The sequence below is a fragment of the Streptococcus sp. HMSC062H02 genome (genome assembly GCF_001813005.1).
In the GTDB taxonomy this organism is placed as follows: Bacteria; Bacillota; Bacilli; order Lactobacillales; family Streptococcaceae; genus Streptococcus; species Streptococcus oralis_S.
The window spans coordinates 121,222-138,760 of sequence record NZ_KV811121.1 but is presented as its reverse complement, the minus strand read 5'-3'; the positions used below and the strand labels follow the sequence as shown (position 1 = coordinate 138,760).

Genomic DNA, 17,539 nt, shown 5'->3' with positions numbered 1-17,539 from the left:
CACGGGTCTTAATCGTACGTTCACCTTGGACACCCGGAGTTGCGATTTGACGAGCATCTTGAACTAGCTCATCCGTTTCTTCTTCACGAATTGTGAAGTTAATTTTCTCAACCCGAGTTTCGTCGGTATAAGTTAGTGGATACTCTGGCAGAGCGTCTGCTTTCGGTGCATCATTTGGCACCATGGTTGGCTTAGCCGTGCCAACTTTGACCACTTGCGTTACAGGAGCTAGAGTTTCCTCATTGGATAATTCTTGGCGATCAACCTCTTGACCGTTAGAACTGTAGACGCGAGTCTTGATCGTGCGCTCTCCCTCAACACCTGGTGTTGCAATCTGGCGACTACCCTCTGGAATCTCATCTGTATATTGCTCGTCAATAGAAAAATCAATCTTTTCTATTCTAACCTCATCATTTGTAGTCAATTCCAACTCAGAGTTCTCTTGAACAGGCACTGTTTCTGGACTGGTGCCATATTCTGTCAGTTCTGGAATCTCTTGAACTGGAGGCGTATCAGAACTGGTGCCATACTCTGCTAATTCTGGAACTTCGTGAACTGGCGCTTTATCAGGATTTGTCCCATATTCCGTCAGTTCTGGAGTCTCACGAACCGGAGACGTCTCAGGACTAGTTCCATATTCCGTCAGTTCTGGAACTTCATGAACTGGAGCTGTATCAAGATTTGTGCCATATTCCTTCAATTCTGGAACTTCATGAACTGGAGATGTCTCAGGAGTTGTACCGTACTCTGCTAATTCTGGAACTTCGTGAACTGGAGTTTCTTTTGGTATCGAGTTAGCTGGAGCTGTTCCAACTAAAATAATTTCAGAAACAGGTTCAACCGTCACTTGATCAGAAATCATTTCGCTTTTCACGATTTCTTGATTCTTACGAAAATGACGAGTCACTACTGTACGTTGACCTCGAACACCTGATTGTATGACTTTTGATTGGCCTTGAGCCAATTCATCGGTATATTGGTATTTTGTCTGATAAGGAAGTTCTTGAACTGACTCCTGCTCGCTAATTTTTAGCTCTAGCAAGTCATAAACGGTGCTTAGACGAGCAGACTCTCTCTCCTTAGCAGCTATAGCTTCTCTTTCTTCCTCAGTTAAATCATCCCCCTTATCCGAAACAATCTCTTTCATATCTAGATTTGTTTCACTTGGTTTTAGATCTCTTTCCTTCTCTTTCTCCAAGTCAAGTGCCGGATTTTCTTTCAGAGCAGAAGGAGCTAAATGACTATCATTTTGTTCTTCATTCTTTAAGTAACCGATATAATCGTAACCATCAATTTTCAATGGCGCTGGCAGTGCATCTCCAAGACCCAAGTTAAGACTTTGATTATATGCTGCAAGTTCGATATTCGTCACTGCTAAGACTGTTGGAGATAGCAGCATGGATCCCATTCCAGTTACCAACAAGAGCGAAGATAAATACCTCTTCCCATTTCTGCCTCTAACAACTACAAGCACTAGTAATGCAAGACCCATCGCTGTAAAAGTTGATTCCCAAAGGCCGGAGTGACCTGTCTTAGGCAATACTCCAGACGAATCCACATGAGTAGTCGGACGATAAACTAAGTAATAGGTCTCTGAAGCATCCTCAACATACTTTGGAATCTCCCTGATCAAGGCACTCTTCTCTACCTCCGTCAATTCAGACTCCACTACGTAGTGGTATTTAACCTGAGCAGACTGCTGACTTTGAATTTCTGCTGCTTTCACAGAAGTCAAGCCCCCAGCCATTTGCCCATTCAAAAAGAAGCTTCCAATAGTCGCCGAAACGAGCCCAACGGACAACTTTCGGAAAGAGAAACGCTGTCGTTTTTCTCCATAAAATTGATGTTTCATTCTCAAAATTTCCTCTTCAATATATTATTCAATCCTTTCTATTCTACCTGATTTCACTTGATTATTCAAATTATTTGTCGCGATTTTTAGAAGCAACACATGCTTTTGAAAAGTACCGAAAAACGACTCCTCTTTTTAAAAAATCTCAAAAAATCAATTTAAAACGAACTCCAAAATTATTAGATTTCTGCATCTTTGTTCTAAACTTTTTCCAGCAAAAAAGAGAGAAATGACTTTCTCTCTTTTACCTTTCCTCTCATCTTAAACTATGAGAAGACATATTTCTAATCTGATTATTTGGCTTCAAATCCTTCTGCAACTGCATCCGCAAAGTTTTCTTCTACGATGCTTGCACAGTGGTCACAGATAACTGCGTGGTAGCTGCGTTCTGCAGTAGTTGGGTCGATACGACGGCAACGGTCACAAACTTCACCTGCAGCGCGTTCAACTGTAAAGGTAACATCCTCAAAGCTAACTGCGCCTTCTGGAGCTGTACCTTCAGCGATGTTCAATTCTGACACGATCAAAAGTTGAGCTACATTGCTATCCACTGCTCCAAGAAGAGTTTTCACCACTTCATTTGGATAAACTGTCAAGTGTGCTTCGAGTGATTTACCGATAACTTTTGCATTACGCGCTTCTTCCAAGGCTTTTTGAGCTTGTCCACGGAAATCCATGAAGGCTGACCATGTATCCAAGATTTCTTCTTGGTTGGCAAAAGTTTCTGCTTCTGGCAATTCTGACAATTGAACAAATTCTTCAGCTTCAAACTCAAGATATGACCAGATTTCTTCTGCAGTGTGAGGAAGGATTGGTGTCAAGAGTTTGGTGATTTTGACAAGAACGTCATAGAACACAGTCTGCATTTGACGGCGTTCGAGTGATTTGGCACCTTCGATGTAAACAACGTCTTTAGCGAAGTCAAGGTAGAAGGCTGACAAATCAACGTTGATGAAGTTCACCAAGGCCTTGTAGATTGTCAAGAATTCAAAGTTGGCATAAGCATCACGAATCGTTTTCACAAGCTGGTTAAAGCGGATGGTCATGTACTTGTCAACAGAACGAAGCTCATCGTAAGCTACTGCGTCTTGAGCTGGGTTAAAGTCAGATGTGTTGGCAATCAAGAAACGAAGAGTGTTACGGATCTTACGGTAAGTTTCAGAGACTTGGCTCAAGATATCCATAGAGATACGCACGTCATTGCTTGAGTCCACACTTGTTACCCAGAGACGCAAGATTTCCGCACCAAATTGTTTTTCAACATCACTTGGAGCAATGGTATTTCCAAGAGATTTAGACATCTTCTCACCTTTACCATCAAGGGCAAAACCTTGTGACAAGATTTGTTTGTAAGGAGCAACGCCATGGTTAGCAACAGATGTGATAAGTGATGAGTTGAACCAACCACGGTACTGGTCAGAACCTTCAAGGTATAGATCTGCTGGATATTTGAGTTCTGGACGGTTGACCACTACTCCATTCCATGATGAACCTGAGTCAAACCATACGTCCATGATATCTGTTTCTTTCTTGAACTCGCCATTTGGTGAACCTGGATGAGTAAATCCTTCTGGCAAGAGGTCCTTAGCATCACGTTCCCACCAGATGATAGAACCGTGTTCCTCAAAGAGTTGAGCTACATGTTCAATAGTCTCAGCAGTCATGATTGGCGTTCCGTCTTCAGCATAGAAGATAGGAAGGGGAACTCCCCAAGCACGTTGACGAGAGATAACCCAGTCGCCACGGTCACGAATCATATTGTAAAGACGAACTTTACCCCATTCTGAGTGGAACTTCACTTTTTCAATTTCATCCAAGATTTCTTGGCGGAATTTAGATACAGAGGCAAACCACTGTGGAACAGCACGCCAGATGATTGGTTTCTTGGTACGCCAGTCAAATGGGTATGAGTGAGAGATTTCTTCTTGAGCAAGGAGCAAATCGCCCAGTTTTTCGATAACAGTCGGCACAACCTTGTCATAGAACTGACCCGCAAATTCAGGACCAGCATTTTCCATCATAATACCGCGTTCGTTAACTGTTACAGCAACTTCAAGGCCGTTGGCAACACCAACATTGTAGTCGTCCTCACCAAAACCAGGGGCTGTATGGACAATACCAGTACCAGAGTCAGTCGTAACGTGGTCACCCAGGATTACCAACTCATCTACAGCCGTATCCCATGGGTGGACTGTCACAATGTGGTTCAATTCTTGACCACGGTAAGTCGCCAAGACTTGAACATCCGCCCAACCAAATTTCTCAGAAAGACTATTCAATAATTCTGAAGCAACTACAAACTTACGAGATTCACCAGCTGGTTGTACCAATACATAATCAATATCTGCTCCAACTGTCAAACCACGAGAGGCTGTAATGGTAAATGGTGTAGTGGTCCATACGACAATATAAGTATCCGTATCTAGAACACCTTTTCCGTCTTTGACGCGGTTAGCATAGTAAAGGGAAGTTGAAAGCAAGTCATGGTACTCAATTTCCGCTTCAGCAAGAGCTGACTCAGAAGACCATGACCAGTAGACAGGCTTGGCACCACGGTAGATATAGCCTTTTTTAGCCATTTCACCAAAGACACGGATCTGAGCCGCTTCATAGTCCGGAGTCAAGGTCACATAAGGATTTTCCCAGTCACCAGAAACACCCAATCGTTTAAAGTCTTCACGTTGTTTATCAACTTGAGAAAGAGCATACTCACGGCAAAGTTTCAAGTACTCAACCAAGTCCATTTCTTTGCGTTTAACGCCTTGTTTTGCCAAGACTTGCTCGATTGGCAGACCATGTGTATCCCAACCTGGGATGTAAGGTGCATAGAATCCTGACATAGACTTAGAACGAACAATAATATCTTTGGAAATCTTGTTCATGGCATGTCCAACGTGGATATTTCCGTTTGCATATGGAGGGCCATCATGCAAGGTGAAATGCGGTTTTCCTTTGTTCAATTCTTGACGGCGTTGGTAAAGTTTTGCTTCTTCCCATTCTTTTTGCCAAACTGGTTCTTTAGTTGGAAGACCAGCACGCATAGGAAAGTCTGTTTTCCCTAAATTGAGGGTTTCTTTAAGTTTCATTGTTACTCCTTTAATTTAAAATGACAAAATAAAAACCACGATTCGCAAAAAGGACGAAAATCGTGGTACCACCTTTGTTCGAAAAAAGACAGGGTCTCTTTTCCTCTTTTCCCGTAACGTGGGGGACGTCCAGTCTTACTGCTTTCGGACTGGATTGCTTGAGAGGATAATCTAACCACTAGGGATTGCAGGACTCTCACCATCTCCCGCTCGCTGAAAATATAGTTGGTTGGATCTTGTTCTCACATTTTTTATAGGATAAGAACAGATTCTTTGTTTGCATCGTCCTCAGTTGCCGCAGTAGCTTCTACTTCAACTGACTCTTCATGCTGGTCACTTTCTTCTGTCTGTTGATTTTGTTGAGCTTCAAACTCAGCTAATTCTTTGTTGCCAGCCTCAATACGAGCTTGCAATTCAGCAACCTCTTCTGGTGTGAATTGACGAGTCATATCAATAGGCTCTTCCTCTGGTTGTAAAGATACAGTTTCACCAAGAACTTCACCCACCACTTCTTTAAAGGCTTCATCACTTGTCTGAAGGTAAGTAGCTGTTGGGCGAAGAATATCTTCCCAATCAGATGACTCAACAATTGCTAACTGACTTTCAATCGTAGACTTGAGGCGTTGATGGAATACACGGCTCTTGTTCTTCAACTCTTCTGTCTCAACAGCCACTCTCTTCGCATTATCTGTAGCCTGACGGAGAATTTCATTTGCCTTGTATTTCGCTTCTTCAAGCAAACGCTGAGCATCTTGTTCAGCTTGTTGAATAATATTGTTTGAACGTTCTTGAGCAGCTTGTTTGACACGCTCAGCTGTATCTTGAGCAATCAAAACTGACTGACTCAAGGAATCCTTCATCTCATCAAAGTAAGACAAACGTTCTTCCAAACTTTTGATGTGTGTCTCTTTATCGTGATTACTACGAACCAAGTCTTCATAATCACGAACAACGATATCAAGAAACTCGTCTACTTCTTCTGGGTCAAAACCTCTAAATCTTGTGCCAAAGGTTTTATCTTTAATTTCTAACGATGTAATTGGCATACTTTTCCTCACTTACTTAATAAAAAATAGAATCATTAATTGCTTCTGGTTCTTGCTCGCTTGTTACTGTTCTCTTAGGAATATCATTCGTATAATAGGAAAGACGTTCTTCTAGTTTTTTGATATAGAGTTCAGTTTCATCTTTGTATCGAATCATCTCCTCTAATTCAAAGTAAATCTTATCTAGAAAGAGGTCAACTTCTTCCTGATTGTAGCCTCTGAATGTTCTTGAGAAAGCTTTATCACTTATTTCTTGTGGTGTAATCGACATATTTTTTCTCACTTGCTTAAAAGTAGCCGGACTGTTAGTTTTTTCTTATCCTTTTTGGTCTGTCCATTGTCTTTGACAATTTTTAGACGACCAAACTTTCTCACACTGATCAAATCCCCAACTCCAACCTGGTAATCACTTTTTTCAACCAGATGATAGTTTACCTGGACAGATTTTTTCTCTATCAGTTGACTAGCTTGGTTTCTAGATAATTTCAAGGCACTTGATAAGAGGGCATCCAATCGAAAACTCGAAACTAAAATTTCTCGTTCTCTATAATCAATTTTAGACAAAATCCTATCGGTAAAAGGACGTTCCTCCAGCGATACAGGAAGTCTGCCAATCTTTCTTATTCCATCCTGAAAAAGAGGAATGAAATCACGATTGACAAAAATCTGTGCTCTCTTTTCATCTACCAAGATATCACCAAATAATTTACGGTCAATTCCTAGTTGGTTGATAATTGTTCCCAATATTTTTCCATGACTCAGTTGCTCAAACTTACTCGGATAGCAAATTTCCAACAAGGCCATTTCAAAGTCTGATATCTCCGGTTCAAAGTAATCTGGATAGAGAAGAACTCGAACCGACTCTGTCGGAAGAAAATCACCACTACTTTGGCAACCCAGTCCATATGTCCCAGCTAGTACCCTCAAAATCTGTTCCTGATGGGGATTGATAAATGGAGTAAGCACCGGCGCATATGTATCTTCTACCCGCTTGATCCACTCTAATCCCTTATCAATAAAGGGGATATCATCTTGGGAAAAATGCTGATAAATGGCTCGATTTACTGTCATAGTAATAGTACTAGTCGTGTTAAGATATTTCCAACAAACTGAATCAGAATTAGCGCTGCCCAAACCGTAAAATCAAGACCAGCAAATTGTAGATTGAGCTTACGAAGTGGCTCAATAACTGGGCGAGCAAGTCTGATGACTAAGCGACCTAGCTGGCTTTCATAGGCATTTGGAAACCATGAAAGAAGAGCAAATGCAACGAGAATGATGGAATAAATGCTAACCGCATTTTGGATTAAACGAATTAAGAAAATCATTATCTTGCTCTATTTCGTTTAATATCAAAACCAAACTCAGCGCTTTGTGATTCATCTGGAAGTTTGATATCTTCAATATTCACGACAACGTTGACAGGCGTCAATAGATACATCGTACTCGCAACTTTTTTCATATTTCCAGCTAAGACATGGCGGGCTCCGTCCAAGTAATCAAGGCAACGACGGGCTTGAACCTCTGTCATATATTGGAAATCAATCAAAATACTTTCATTTCCAGCCAACAAATCTACAATCTCAGTTGCATCTTCATATTTTCTTGGATAGCGAACGTCAATTGTCACTTTCTCATCTGAACGATGGCTTTGCATTGCCAATTCTTGCTGACGCGCATGTAGACGAGTAATATTTGCATCTTTTGCTGATCCTGACTGAGCAGGTGCTGGTAATTCTTTAGAAGATGAAATGGCTGGGCTAACTGTTTCCTCTTGTTGAGTCTGGTAGTTAGTCGTTTCTTCTCCGTCTTCTGTAAAATAATCTATAAATTTATCGAATCTATCTTTTAAAGACATAGCTCTCTCCTATTTAAAAAATGCTGTACCGATTCGAACAAAGGTTGAGCCGAACTGAATCGCTTCTTTAAAATCACGACTCATTCCCATGCTTAGCTCCGTCATCGGCATATTAGGGATTTGTTTTTCTCTAATTTCTGCTTGCAGAGCCTGCGTATCCTTGAAAATCTCTTTCAATTCATCACTGTCTGCCTCAAAAGGAGCCATGGTCATTAAACCAACATACTCAATCTGATCTAACTTAGCCAATTCTGGCAAAAGTTCTAGCAATTCTTCTTTTGAAAACCCATGCTTGCTTTCTTCCCCAGAAATATTGACCTGCAAGAAACACTTGATAACATGATCTGTTCTCTTTTGAATTTCCTGGGCTAACTTAAGGGAGTCTAAAGCATGAAAGTAATCCACATATGGGATTACTTCTTTCACTTTCCGTCTCTGTAGTGTTCCTATTAAATGCCAAGTAACTGGGTAATCTTTCAAGGCCTGATATTTTTCTAAAAATTTATCGACTCGATTTTCACCTATATGACGGACACCAAGCGGAAGCAAAGCTTCCGCTGTTTGTACATCTACATACTTTGTCACTGCGATTACTGAAACAGCATCTAGAGCACGGTTGGCTTCTTGACTAGCATCAGCTATTTGCTGAAAAACTAATTCAGTATTTTTTTTCAAATTCATTGATTAACGATTTTTGAAGAATGGAGGTGTATCCAATTCATCTTCATCTTGTGAAACTGGTGTTTCGAAGCGTTCTACCGGTGAAACAACTGGATCTGTTTGGCGAACAATTGACTCACGACGCAAGTCCCAGTCTCCAAAAGCAGACGCTTGGTTTGTTTCAAAACGACGTGGGCTTGATTTAGGCAATTCTGCTGTTTCTTCCAAGTCGAATTGACGATCAAATGTGTGTGCTTGTGGCGCTTTAGTTGATGGACGTCCAACTGGTTGGTTGTTACGAGCTCCAACTACTTTTTCCACTCGCTCTTGACGAACACCTGTCGCTACAACAGTAACACGAATTTCATCCTTCATGCTTTCGTCAATTGATGTTCCAAGCCAGATGTTTACACCTTGGCCAGCTGCTTGGTTGACGATTTCTGAAGCTTCTTCTGCTTCAATCAAGGTCAAATCAAGACCACCAGTAACGTTAACGATAACATCCTCTGCTCCATCGATAGTTGTTTCAAGAAGTGGAGAGTAAATTGCTTTACGAGCCGCTTCAACAACGCGTTCTTCACCACTACCGATACCGATACCCATAAGAGCATTTCCTTTGTTTGCCATTACAGTTTTCACGTCAGCAAAGTCAAGGTTAATCAATCCTGGGTTCGTGATCAAGTCAGTGATCCCTTGAACACCTTGGCGAAGAACGTTATCTGCTTCGCTAAGAGCTTCAAGAAGTGGCGTTTTCTTATCAACAATTTCAAGCAAGTTGTTGTTAGAGATAATCAACAAAGTATCAACATGCTCGCGAAGTTCGTTGATCCCTTCTACAGCGTACTGACCACGTTTGCTTCCTTCAAATCCGAAAGGACGTGTCACAACACCAACTGTAAGAGCACCAAGATCTTTAGCGATACGTGCAATAACAGGGGCTGCACCTGTACCAGATCCACCACCCATACCTGCAGTGATAAAGACCATGTCCGCTCCAGTGATAGCTTCCGTCAAAGCTTCTTCACTTTCTTCTGCAGCTTTACGTCCAACTTCTGGACGTCCTCCAGCACCCAAACCACGAGTCAATTTTGGACCAAGTTGGATAACGGTTTCTGCTTTCGTACTGCTAAGGGCTTGTACATCAGTGTTAGCTGCGATAAATTCTACACCAGCAACACCTTCGTCAACCATGCGGTTGATGGCGTTACCACCACCACCACCGACACCAATTACCTTAATAACTGCGCCTTGAGCTGCTGCTGTATCAAATGAAAATGTCATAATTTCTTATCCTCTTTTATTCATCAAACATGCTTCCGATCAAACCACGGAAACGTTCTGTTAGCTTCGGTTTACTTTGAGAACTTGCTTGGAATTCTTCCTTGGGAGCAACTGGAGCTTCCTGCACAGTTTCAGCTGGAGCTGTTTGTGCTGGACTTGGTTGCGCTACTGGATTCAAACGTTGATTTGGAATGCCAAAGTTGATTGGTTTTTGACGAAGGAATTCATCTCCTTTAACTGCTTTTTGAGCAAGAAGATTGACTTCAGTCAATTTACCAGCAAACTCAGACAAGCTAATCACGTGAGCAAATGCAGGGTTGCGAATTCCAACTTGATTTGGTACATAAAGTTTTACGCGAACACCAAATACTTCTTGGGCTAATTCAACAATTCCTGGTAAAATTGCATTTCCACCGATAAGGACGATACCTCCTGGCAAATCCAACAAGTGTCTTCTTTCCAACTCTTGTTTGATTTGGTCAAAGATATGTTTGATGCGTGCTGAGATAATCTCTGCCAAGTAGCTTTCTGTTACTTCAACAGGTTCTACTTCACCAATTACTTCAACTTGGAAAGTTTCGTTACTTGCAAGTGGAACGTAAGCTTCACCATAGTTCAGTTTCAAACTTTCTGCAATTTTTTGAGATGTTTTCAAGACTTTAGAAATGTCTTTAGTAACGTAATCTCCACCTTCTTGGTAGATGTTAGTGAACTGCAATTCTTGGTTGCGGATAGTCGCTACAGTAGTCTGACCTCCACCCATGTCAATGACAGTCGCACCAAATTCACGTTCACCTTCATTGAGAACGGAGTTCACTATTGCCAAAGGTGAAATAATCACATTATCAACATGAATACCTACACGCTCAACTGTCTTACGAAGATTGTGTAGAATCGTACGAGGACCTGTGTAAAGCAGACCACGCATTTCCAAGCGAACACCCATCATACCACGAGGGTCACGGATCCCTTGGAAACCGTCCACGATGAATTCTTCTGGAATAAAGGTAATCACTTCACGATCAGGAGTCATGCTCTTAGTCAAAGCTGATTTGACAACATTTTCAACATCTTGATCCGTGATTTCTTTGGTATCTGAAGTTACAGGAATCATTCCTTGTGTTGGTTCAACCTGCAAGAGGTTTGCTGGAAGGCCAACGTTAACAGACTTAATAGAAATACCAGCTTTCTCTTCCGCCTGTGTGATTGCGGATTTGATTGCTGAAGCAGCTGCTTCAATATCAACAATAATTCCGTCTTTTACACCTTTACTTTTGGCATTGCTAACACCAATTACATTTACTTCACCATCTCTATGCTCAGCTACTAGCACTTTAATCGAGCTAGTTCCGATATCTAAGCCTGTAAAAAAACCATCTCTAGTCATTACATCGCATCCTCTCTGTCTTCCAAGTTTCTCACTTCTATTTAATAACTATGTTTGGGCATAGCTATTCAAAGAATATTATAACACAAAAAATCCAATCGTGCTTAGTTTTTGATAAAATTCCTGCATGTTTTTTGAGAAAATTCTAGAAAAATTCTTCTTCTAAGAGATTATTTGAAGTTAACGTTCACAATTTCCTTTCTGTTTCTTAAAAATCCAAAAAAGAGAAGATCATTTTAGATCTTCTCTTGAATAAATTCTTCCGATTTTTGTTGTAAAAAATTTTCTACTAATTTCCCTGTTAAGCGAATTGCTATCACGATAACAGTCGAAACAATGAGATAATTTAAGGGCTGGCCAAAACTTCCAACAAGTGGTGGTTTGTTTAAAAATCCATAATCTCCACCTACAACTAAGTTAACAACCCATATCAAGCCATTTAAGGCGAAGGTAATCACCGCCACATTCTTCAAATCAAGAAGGGAAGGTTGATAGTTTCTAAACAAGTATAGGAGCGCATTTCCTAAAAGGGCAACATGTCCGATAATGAAGGACAAAATGGTCACGTGTGGAAATGGGTAGGGATCAAAAAGTGGGTAAGCTAGTGCTGCTGTTGCTCCAAAAGTTCCTAAAAGGGCGAAGTACTGTTTGTACTTGGATGTTCCTGGAATCAAGAGCATCACAAACATGGCGATACGGCAATGATAGAAGGGTAAACTTTCTGATAGGGGCATGAGATTGCCCCAATACCAGCTATACAAAACAATCAGTTGAACAGACTGAAGGATCTGAATAAAACGCTGGTAAGCTACTTTGTCGCGAAAACGATAAGAAGCATAGAAAGTAAGAGCCAATAAACATAACAAACCAATGTACCAGTGAAGTTCAAACTGGGGCGGTTCTGATATCTGTGTGGTAAATAATTTATCCCACAAATTCATATTCTATTCCTCGTTCATCTAGCTAGAGGCAGTAAAAAATTCACTTTCTCCAGCTTTTAAATTTTTTGAAAAAACTTGATTCTATGACATACATAGAACACTTGCATCTTAAATTCGCAACCTATTATATCATTTGTATTGCAGAAATGCACCTTGCAGACACCCTTTTTTGATTTGTCAACTTCTCTAGCATAAACTAATCAACATATTGGTCTCTTTGTCCTTTATAAACTTGCCAGAGAATCTCCATTTGGTCCTTGGTGATGCGTTTTTCAGATAAGACTGGCAATTGGTCAATGGCAAAAAATTGAAGGTCAGCAATTTCTTGATTCTCTTGAAATTGTCCATCAAGAAGCTTACATTCAAAGACAAACTTTGCATATTGTTTGCTCTGCAGTTGGAAACGATTGGTATCAAAAACTGCAAGTAACCTTTCAGCTTTTGCTGTAAAGCCGGTTTCTTCTTCAATTTCTTTAAGAATATTTTCGGTTGGAGAATAGCCAACTTCACCAAAACCACCTGGCAAAGCCCAACTATCCTCTCCTTTTCCTCTAACTAAACAGACTTTTTCATCCTCAACAATCCAAGCACGGACGTCCATCAGAGGAGTTGCATAAGCGGACGGTGGTTTCAAGACTTCTGCCACTTCTTCTGCATCGAGGTCTGATACCTGATTCAACATTTCAGATAAAAGGATTCGCAAGTCCTCGTAGCGCTCACGGTCGAAAGGATCTTTTGTAAAAGTTAATCCAGTATCCGTAATGGCTAGCATTCTTTGCAGATACTTGGTAAAATCACTTGCATTCATTTTCTAAACTTTCTACCAACTTGGCTAGATTCATGGAGTTAGAGCCTTTAAGCAAAATTTGGTCATTGGCACCGAGGCTTTCCTTGACTTGCTTGACAAGGTCTTCAAATTGGTCCTCGTCAGCTGTTTTCTTAAAATAGAAAACGTGGCCGATTGGAAACATTTGACTGGCAAGTTGTGCCAATTCGGCAATGTCTTCTCCATAGAAAATAACGGTATCCAGCACATCTGGCGATAGGCTTAAAATCATCTGGTTATGGAGTTGGACTGACTGGTCGCCGAGTTCCTTCATGTCTGCCAAGACAGCGATTTTCTTGCCCCCTTCATTAGCTGGAATGGCAGAGAATGTCTCCAAAATCAACTTCATAGCAGTTGGATTGGCATTGTAGACATCTGACAGGATATCTGCTCCATTGGCTGCTTTCTTCCACTCAGTACGATTACGGGTCAATTCTAGGTTCTGAAAGGCCTGATGAATCTGTTCCTCTGAAACTCCTTCTTGTAGGGCAACATAAGATGCAATCATAGCATTGGTGGCATTGTACTTACCTGTCACTGGCAAATCGAGGGCTTGTTCCAAGAAATTGGCCTTAAAGGTCAGACTATCCTTGCGTTCGACCAAGTCTGTGATTTCCAATTCTGCCCCTTGCCCAAAACGAACTACCTTTTTGTCAGTAGGCAAGTAGTCCTCTACAATCGAATCAGTTGGTGCTAATAGCAAGGAATTCGAAGCCATACCATCTGCAATTTGCATTTTCCCTTTAGCAATCTCTGAACGGTCTTTGAAAAAGGCCAAATGAGCTTCTCCAACCAAGGTCACGATGGCTGTCTTAGGATGAGCCAATTCAGACAAAAGATGGATATCTCCCAAGTGATCCTGCCCCATCTCCAAGACCAACTTTTCTGTCCCTTCAGGCATGTGGAGAACTGTGTAGGGAAGTCCAATCTCGTTATTGTAATTGCCTTGAGTTTTGTAGGTCTTGTAGGTTGTTGATAGCAAGTGCGCCAACATATCCTTGGTCGTTGTTTTACCATTTGAACCCGTTACCGCAAAGACATCAACTGCTGTTTTTTCAAGATAGTAGGCAGCTAGGGTTTGAAAGGCAGACAAAACGTCATCTACTAAAATGTAGGGATGATTTGCAACCTCTTTCTCAGACAAGGTTACTGCTGCACCATTTTCAAAAGCTGTTTCGATAAAGTCATGACCATCACGTGCACCTTTGAGGGGCACAAACAAATCTCCCGTCCCAATCAAACGACTGTCAAACTCAGCCTTTTCTAACTGGGCATCCTCAAAGATACTGACATCATTTTTAGCTCCAACAGCTTGGGCGACTTCATGGATTGTTAGTTTCATTTCTACTCCTTTAAAAAGGGTTGAAGTCTGAGAACTCTAATCACCTACAGTGACGATTCTGGCTTCTACCCCTTCTTTCATTTTATAGCAAATGCGCTTCGTGCTTGTTAAAGCTCTCCTTAGCAAGGTCAACCAAACGCTCGATTAGTTCTGGATAGCTGATTCCCATATTGTCCCAAAGTAGTGGGTACATAGACCACTGGGTAAAACCTGGCATGGTATTGAGCTCGTTTAGGAAAACCTCGCCCTTATCTGTATAGAAGAAATCACAACGAGATAGACCAAGGCCACCGATCGCACGGAAGGCAGTTTCTGCATTTTGACGCATGACAGCTACTACATCATCACTAATCTTGGCTGGGATGTCCATGGTAATCTTGTTGTCAATATACTTGGCATCGTAGTCATAAAAGGCAACATCCTTGACCACTTCACCAGGAAGCGTGCTCTTAACATCGTAGTTGCCCAAAAGACCAACCTCGATTTCACGGGCATTCACCCCTTGCTCTACCAAGACACGGCTGTCATATTGGAAGGCAAGTTCTAAGGCTTGACGGAGTTCTTCTTGGTTTTCAGACTTAGAAATACCGACACTTGAACCCATGTTTGACGGTTTCGTGAAGACTGGATAAGTCAATTTTTCTTCAACTTCAGCGATTTTAGAAGTCACATCATCACCTTCAACGATGGCCACATAAGGAACTTGGGCAATCCCTACAGATTCTAAAACTCGCTTGGTCGTGATTTTATCCATGGCAAGGCTTGATGACAAGATATTGCAGCCGACATAGGGCATTTTCAAAACTTCAAGGAATCCTTGAACAGAGCCATCTTCTCCCATAGGACCATGAAGAACTGGAAAGACCACTGCACCTTCTTCATAGATGGCACTTGGCGCGATTTTCTTGTTCCAGTCAATAGTCGCATTGGTCATGAGACGATCCTCTTGACCTGGAGTCTGGCTAAATTCTTGTGTTTTGATAAAGTCACCTGACTGGCTGATGAAGAAAGTCTTGACTGTAAAACGGTCGTAGTTGACCGCACGCATAACACTTTCAGCTGAAAGGACAGAGACTTCACGCTCTGCACTACGCCCACCATATAAAAGAATAATCGTTTGTTTCATATTGCTTGTCCTAATTCTAATAGAATACTCGTTCTTTAGTATATCATATTTGCTTCTTTTTTGAAACTTGTATCTAAAAAAGCCCTCATTTGAGAGCTGAAACTTTACCGATCCACCACTTGAGCTTCAAAGTAAGCTGGTTTGTCGTCTACATTGGTGATGGTGATCGTGTAGGACTTGTTATTGGTTACATAAAAAACATTCTCCCCTTGGTAGCTGACAACAATCCCATTCTTTACCAAATGAATACCTTTTTAATTGTTTGGAAGCTCTTTATCATCATACCTTTTTGGAGCTCTATCTATTCTGCAAAATTTCGTTCTCTTTCCTTTTTCTACGCTGACCCGACCACCTGATAAACTGCAACAATACTATCATACGAAGAATCAAATAGACCAAACGAAGGATTTTCATCTTTCCAAGAGCTGATAAGAAGTTTTTCCTTGCATTCCCCACTTCTTGAACTAACTGTTCAACCGTCTTACCTGTTTCCTCTTCAATAGCAACTGCATTCTTTGAAATCAAATAATATTTTTGTTCTAATCTGCTGATATAGGCTTTGGAAATTGGCTCGTCTAAGAAAAAATATACTCTATCAGCATATTCATCCTGAGACAGCGTATAGTAAACTTCAGCTTCACTCTCCCATTTTTTAGGAAAACTAGTTATTCTAATATTTCCATAGTCTAAATGCATCATTCCATCTAAAACGTCATTAGTCCATTCTTCCGCATAATGGTATAATTTCATTTTCTTATCTACCATTGGCCAAACTATAACATACCGACTATGCATGAATTCCTTAGTTAATGCAGAATTACTTGCCAAACTGGTCGCACTAATCTCATATACTGACCAAATAAGAACTAAGAGCATTAAGACAGCTTGAGTTGGTTTGTTTTTATAATATTTTTTCATTTTATTTAACATTTTACTCTCCAACTGCGGGATTAGGTTTATCTAAATCTTTTTTGACATTTTGACTAGTATTCGCCACTAGATCCTTTCTTGCATATTCGAAAGAAACAAGCTGATTGTTACTTTCAAAGCAAATAAGTCTCCTTTACTAAACAATTGCAACTACTGAGGCCTAGTTTACGGTTCCTAAATCTACCGATCCACCACTTGAGCTTCAAAGTGCGCCGGTTTGTCGTCTACATTGGTGATGGTAATCGTGTAGGACTTGTTATTGGTTACATTAAATACTTTTTCCCCTTTGTAACTGACAACAATTCCATCCCGTACTAAATTAATGTCCTTTTGATTGTTTGGAAGCTCTTCATCATCATTTTCTGAATGATTTCTTCTAAAAAGTTTTTGTTCTTCAACACCATAAAAAATATCGCTATCCATCTCAAACCAAACTTTTTTACCTGATAATTTAAGCTTATTAGTGTCATTTTTTTCAAGATTAATTCTAAGTAGTATTCTACATCATGTGTCCGAGGATTTACTGTAAAGTTAGCCGACTCTCCTGGTTGCAGAGTATACTTACCAAGATTTTGTGCCCATAGATTAAAGAAAAAAATGGCCGCCAAAACTACAACAAGTGTTAAACTACAACCTAAATTCCAATTTGATTTTCTCTTCAAGTTCATTTGTAACTCTCCTTATAGTCATTAATTCAGTCTTGAATCATCTTAGCATCTCCTGGATTATCTCCATAATTTCCATTAATAATGTTCTCTAAATATTTCAAAGGATTCTTATCTGACCATCCCTGAGCCACTCCTGCCCCAACTTTCAAATATGCATCACTCGATTCTAAGTAACCTTTACCAACATAGCCAAAGAGATAATTTCCCAAATAATCAGACTTCATCCCTTGTTTCCACTTTCGTCCCCAGAGTGAGAACGGATATTCTTCTCTGTATGTTCGGTTTTTTAAGTCTAGCGGTTTATTAGAATTAACCAAATCTATAAATGTTCCATTGTCTCCAATCTCATTTCCTATAGCAATCGAATTATCGACTCTTCCATTATCACCAGGGCTTTTCCATTTTCCAACTTATCTAAGATTTCTGGTATTCTTTATGCAAATCCTTAGCTTTCTTAGAAGAATCATATTTTGCACTCTCAATCTTCACATCCTTCATCTTCTGCACCCAGCTCATGTCCACACCGTCCGCATAGT

General features: G+C 40.6%; 17 protein-coding genes and 1 pseudogene. All 18 read right to left on the bottom strand.

What is annotated here, in order from left to right; all coding sequences use genetic code 11:
• Positions 1-1,852, bottom strand: a 1,852-nt coding sequence (locus HMPREF2885_RS05475; protein WP_148131140.1) for an SIALI-17 repeat-containing surface protein, incomplete at its 3' end; no start/stop codon positions are given.
• Positions 1,853-2,145: 293 nt separating this feature from the next.
• Positions 2,146-4,938: an isoleucine--tRNA ligase gene (ileS, locus tag HMPREF2885_RS05470; protein WP_070657398.1), complete on the bottom strand. Its 2,793-nt coding sequence runs from the start codon at positions 4,936-4,938 to the stop codon at positions 2,146-2,148.
• A 251-nt stretch (positions 4,939-5,189) separates the two neighbouring features.
• Positions 5,190-5,984: a DivIVA domain-containing protein gene (locus HMPREF2885_RS05465; protein WP_049490008.1), complete on the bottom strand. Its 795-nt coding sequence runs from the start codon at positions 5,982-5,984 to the stop codon at positions 5,190-5,192.
• 16 nt (positions 5,985-6,000) lie between these two features.
• Entirely contained in the window at positions 6,001-6,255 is a 255-nt protein-coding gene (locus HMPREF2885_RS05460; RefSeq protein WP_000028988.1) for a DivIVA domain-containing protein, read from the bottom strand.
• An 8-nt stretch (positions 6,256-6,263) separates the two neighbouring features.
• Positions 6,264-7,055, bottom strand: a complete 792-nt coding sequence (locus tag HMPREF2885_RS05455; protein WP_049479408.1) for a YlmH family RNA-binding protein — start codon at positions 7,053-7,055, stop codon at positions 6,264-6,266.
• Positions 7,052-7,312: a YggT family protein gene (locus HMPREF2885_RS05450; RefSeq protein WP_000576500.1), complete on the bottom strand. Its 261-nt coding sequence runs from the start codon at positions 7,310-7,312 to the stop codon at positions 7,052-7,054. The genes HMPREF2885_RS05455 and HMPREF2885_RS05450 overlap by 4 nt, the downstream gene beginning before the upstream one ends.
• Positions 7,312-7,842, bottom strand: a complete 531-nt coding sequence (locus HMPREF2885_RS05445) for a cell division protein SepF (RefSeq protein WP_000053367.1) — start codon at positions 7,840-7,842, stop codon at positions 7,312-7,314. The genes HMPREF2885_RS05450 and HMPREF2885_RS05445 overlap by 1 nt, the downstream gene beginning before the upstream one ends.
• Positions 7,843-7,851: 9 nt before the next feature.
• Positions 7,852-8,523: a YggS family pyridoxal phosphate-dependent enzyme gene (locus tag HMPREF2885_RS05440; RefSeq protein ID WP_001049616.1), complete on the bottom strand. Its 672-nt coding sequence runs from the start codon at positions 8,521-8,523 to the stop codon at positions 7,852-7,854.
• Between the two features lie 3 nt (positions 8,524-8,526).
• Positions 8,527-9,783, bottom strand: coding sequence for a cell division protein FtsZ (gene ftsZ / locus HMPREF2885_RS05435; protein ID WP_000144261.1), 1,257 nt, complete (start codon positions 9,781-9,783; stop codon positions 8,527-8,529).
• 16 nt (positions 9,784-9,799) lie between these two features.
• Positions 9,800-11,170 (bottom strand): cell division protein FtsA, encoded by a 1,371-nt coding sequence (gene ftsA / locus HMPREF2885_RS05430; RefSeq protein ID WP_000196346.1) that lies wholly within the window; start codon positions 11,168-11,170, stop codon positions 9,800-9,802.
• A gap of 236 nt (positions 11,171-11,406) precedes the next feature.
• A complete protein-coding gene (locus HMPREF2885_RS05425; protein ID WP_001055268.1) occupies positions 11,407-12,111 on the bottom strand; it encodes a YwaF family protein in 705 nt (234 codons plus the stop codon).
• A gap of 196 nt (positions 12,112-12,307) precedes the next feature.
• Positions 12,308-12,919 (bottom strand): NUDIX hydrolase N-terminal domain-containing protein, encoded by a 612-nt coding sequence (locus HMPREF2885_RS05420; RefSeq protein WP_070657396.1) that lies wholly within the window; start codon positions 12,917-12,919, stop codon positions 12,308-12,310.
• A complete protein-coding gene (murF, locus tag HMPREF2885_RS05415; protein ID WP_070657394.1) occupies positions 12,906-14,279 on the bottom strand; it encodes a UDP-N-acetylmuramoyl-tripeptide--D-alanyl-D-alanine ligase in 1,374 nt (457 codons plus the stop codon). Before murF ends, HMPREF2885_RS05420 begins: the two co-directional genes overlap by 14 nt.
• Positions 14,280-14,361: 82 nt before the next feature.
• Positions 14,362-15,405: a D-alanine--D-alanine ligase gene (locus tag HMPREF2885_RS05410; protein WP_070657392.1), complete on the bottom strand. Its 1,044-nt coding sequence runs from the start codon at positions 15,403-15,405 to the stop codon at positions 14,362-14,364.
• Between the two features lie 104 nt (positions 15,406-15,509).
• A complete protein-coding gene (locus HMPREF2885_RS10180) occupies positions 15,510-15,647 on the bottom strand; it encodes a hypothetical protein (RefSeq protein WP_172837204.1) in 138 nt (45 codons plus the stop codon).
• A 55-nt stretch (positions 15,648-15,702) separates the two neighbouring features.
• On the bottom strand, positions 15,703-16,335 hold the full coding sequence (locus HMPREF2885_RS05405) for a hypothetical protein (protein WP_065371326.1): 633 nt from the start codon (positions 16,333-16,335) through the stop codon (positions 15,703-15,705).
• Positions 16,336-16,515: 180 nt separating this feature from the next.
• A pseudogene (locus HMPREF2885_RS05400) lies at positions 16,516-17,003 on the bottom strand (hypothetical protein).
• Between the two features lie 26 nt (positions 17,004-17,029).
• Positions 17,030-17,320: a polymorphic toxin type 44 domain-containing protein gene (locus HMPREF2885_RS09905; protein ID WP_158084955.1), complete on the bottom strand. Its 291-nt coding sequence runs from the start codon at positions 17,318-17,320 to the stop codon at positions 17,030-17,032.
• Positions 17,321-17,539 lie beyond the last annotated feature (219 nt).

Bases quoted from the DNA above. Each gene is read 5' to 3' on its own strand.
- ftsZ (WP_000144261.1), bottom strand. From the start codon at position 9,783: ATGACATTTTCATTTGATACAGCAGCAGCTCAAGGCGCAGTTATTAAG.
- HMPREF2885_RS05410 (WP_070657392.1), bottom strand. From the start codon at position 15,405: ATGAAACAAACGATTATTCTTTTATATGGTGGGCGTAGTGCAGAGCGT.
- HMPREF2885_RS05425 (WP_001055268.1), bottom strand. From the start codon at position 12,111: ATGAATTTGTGGGATAAATTATTTACCACACAGATATCAGAACCGCCC.
- HMPREF2885_RS05420 (WP_070657396.1), bottom strand. From the start codon at position 12,919: ATGAATGCAAGTGATTTTACCAAGTATCTGCAAAGAATGCTAGCCATT.
- HMPREF2885_RS05445 (WP_000053367.1), bottom strand. From the start codon at position 7,842: ATGTCTTTAAAAGATAGATTCGATAAATTTATAGATTATTTTACAGAA.
- HMPREF2885_RS05455 (WP_049479408.1), bottom strand. From the start codon at position 7,055: ATGACAGTAAATCGAGCCATTTATCAGCATTTTTCCCAAGATGATATC.
- murF (WP_070657394.1), bottom strand. From the start codon at position 14,279: ATGAAACTAACAATCCATGAAGTCGCCCAAGCTGTTGGAGCTAAAAAT.
- HMPREF2885_RS05405 (WP_065371326.1), bottom strand. From the start codon at position 16,335: ATGTTAAATAAAATGAAAAAATATTATAAAAACAAACCAACTCAAGCT.
- ileS (WP_070657398.1), bottom strand. From the start codon at position 4,938: ATGAAACTTAAAGAAACCCTCAATTTAGGGAAAACAGACTTTCCTATG.
- HMPREF2885_RS05465 (WP_049490008.1), bottom strand. From the start codon at position 5,984: ATGCCAATTACATCGTTAGAAATTAAAGATAAAACCTTTGGCACAAGA.
- ftsA (WP_000196346.1), bottom strand. From the start codon at position 11,170: ATGACTAGAGATGGTTTTTTTACAGGCTTAGATATCGGAACTAGCTCG.
- HMPREF2885_RS05440 (WP_001049616.1), bottom strand. From the start codon at position 8,523: ATGAATTTGAAAAAAAATACTGAATTAGTTTTTCAGCAAATAGCTGAT.
- HMPREF2885_RS05460 (WP_000028988.1), bottom strand. From the start codon at position 6,255: ATGTCGATTACACCACAAGAAATAAGTGATAAAGCTTTCTCAAGAACA.
- HMPREF2885_RS05450 (WP_000576500.1), bottom strand. From the start codon at position 7,312: ATGATTTTCTTAATTCGTTTAATCCAAAATGCGGTTAGCATTTATTCC.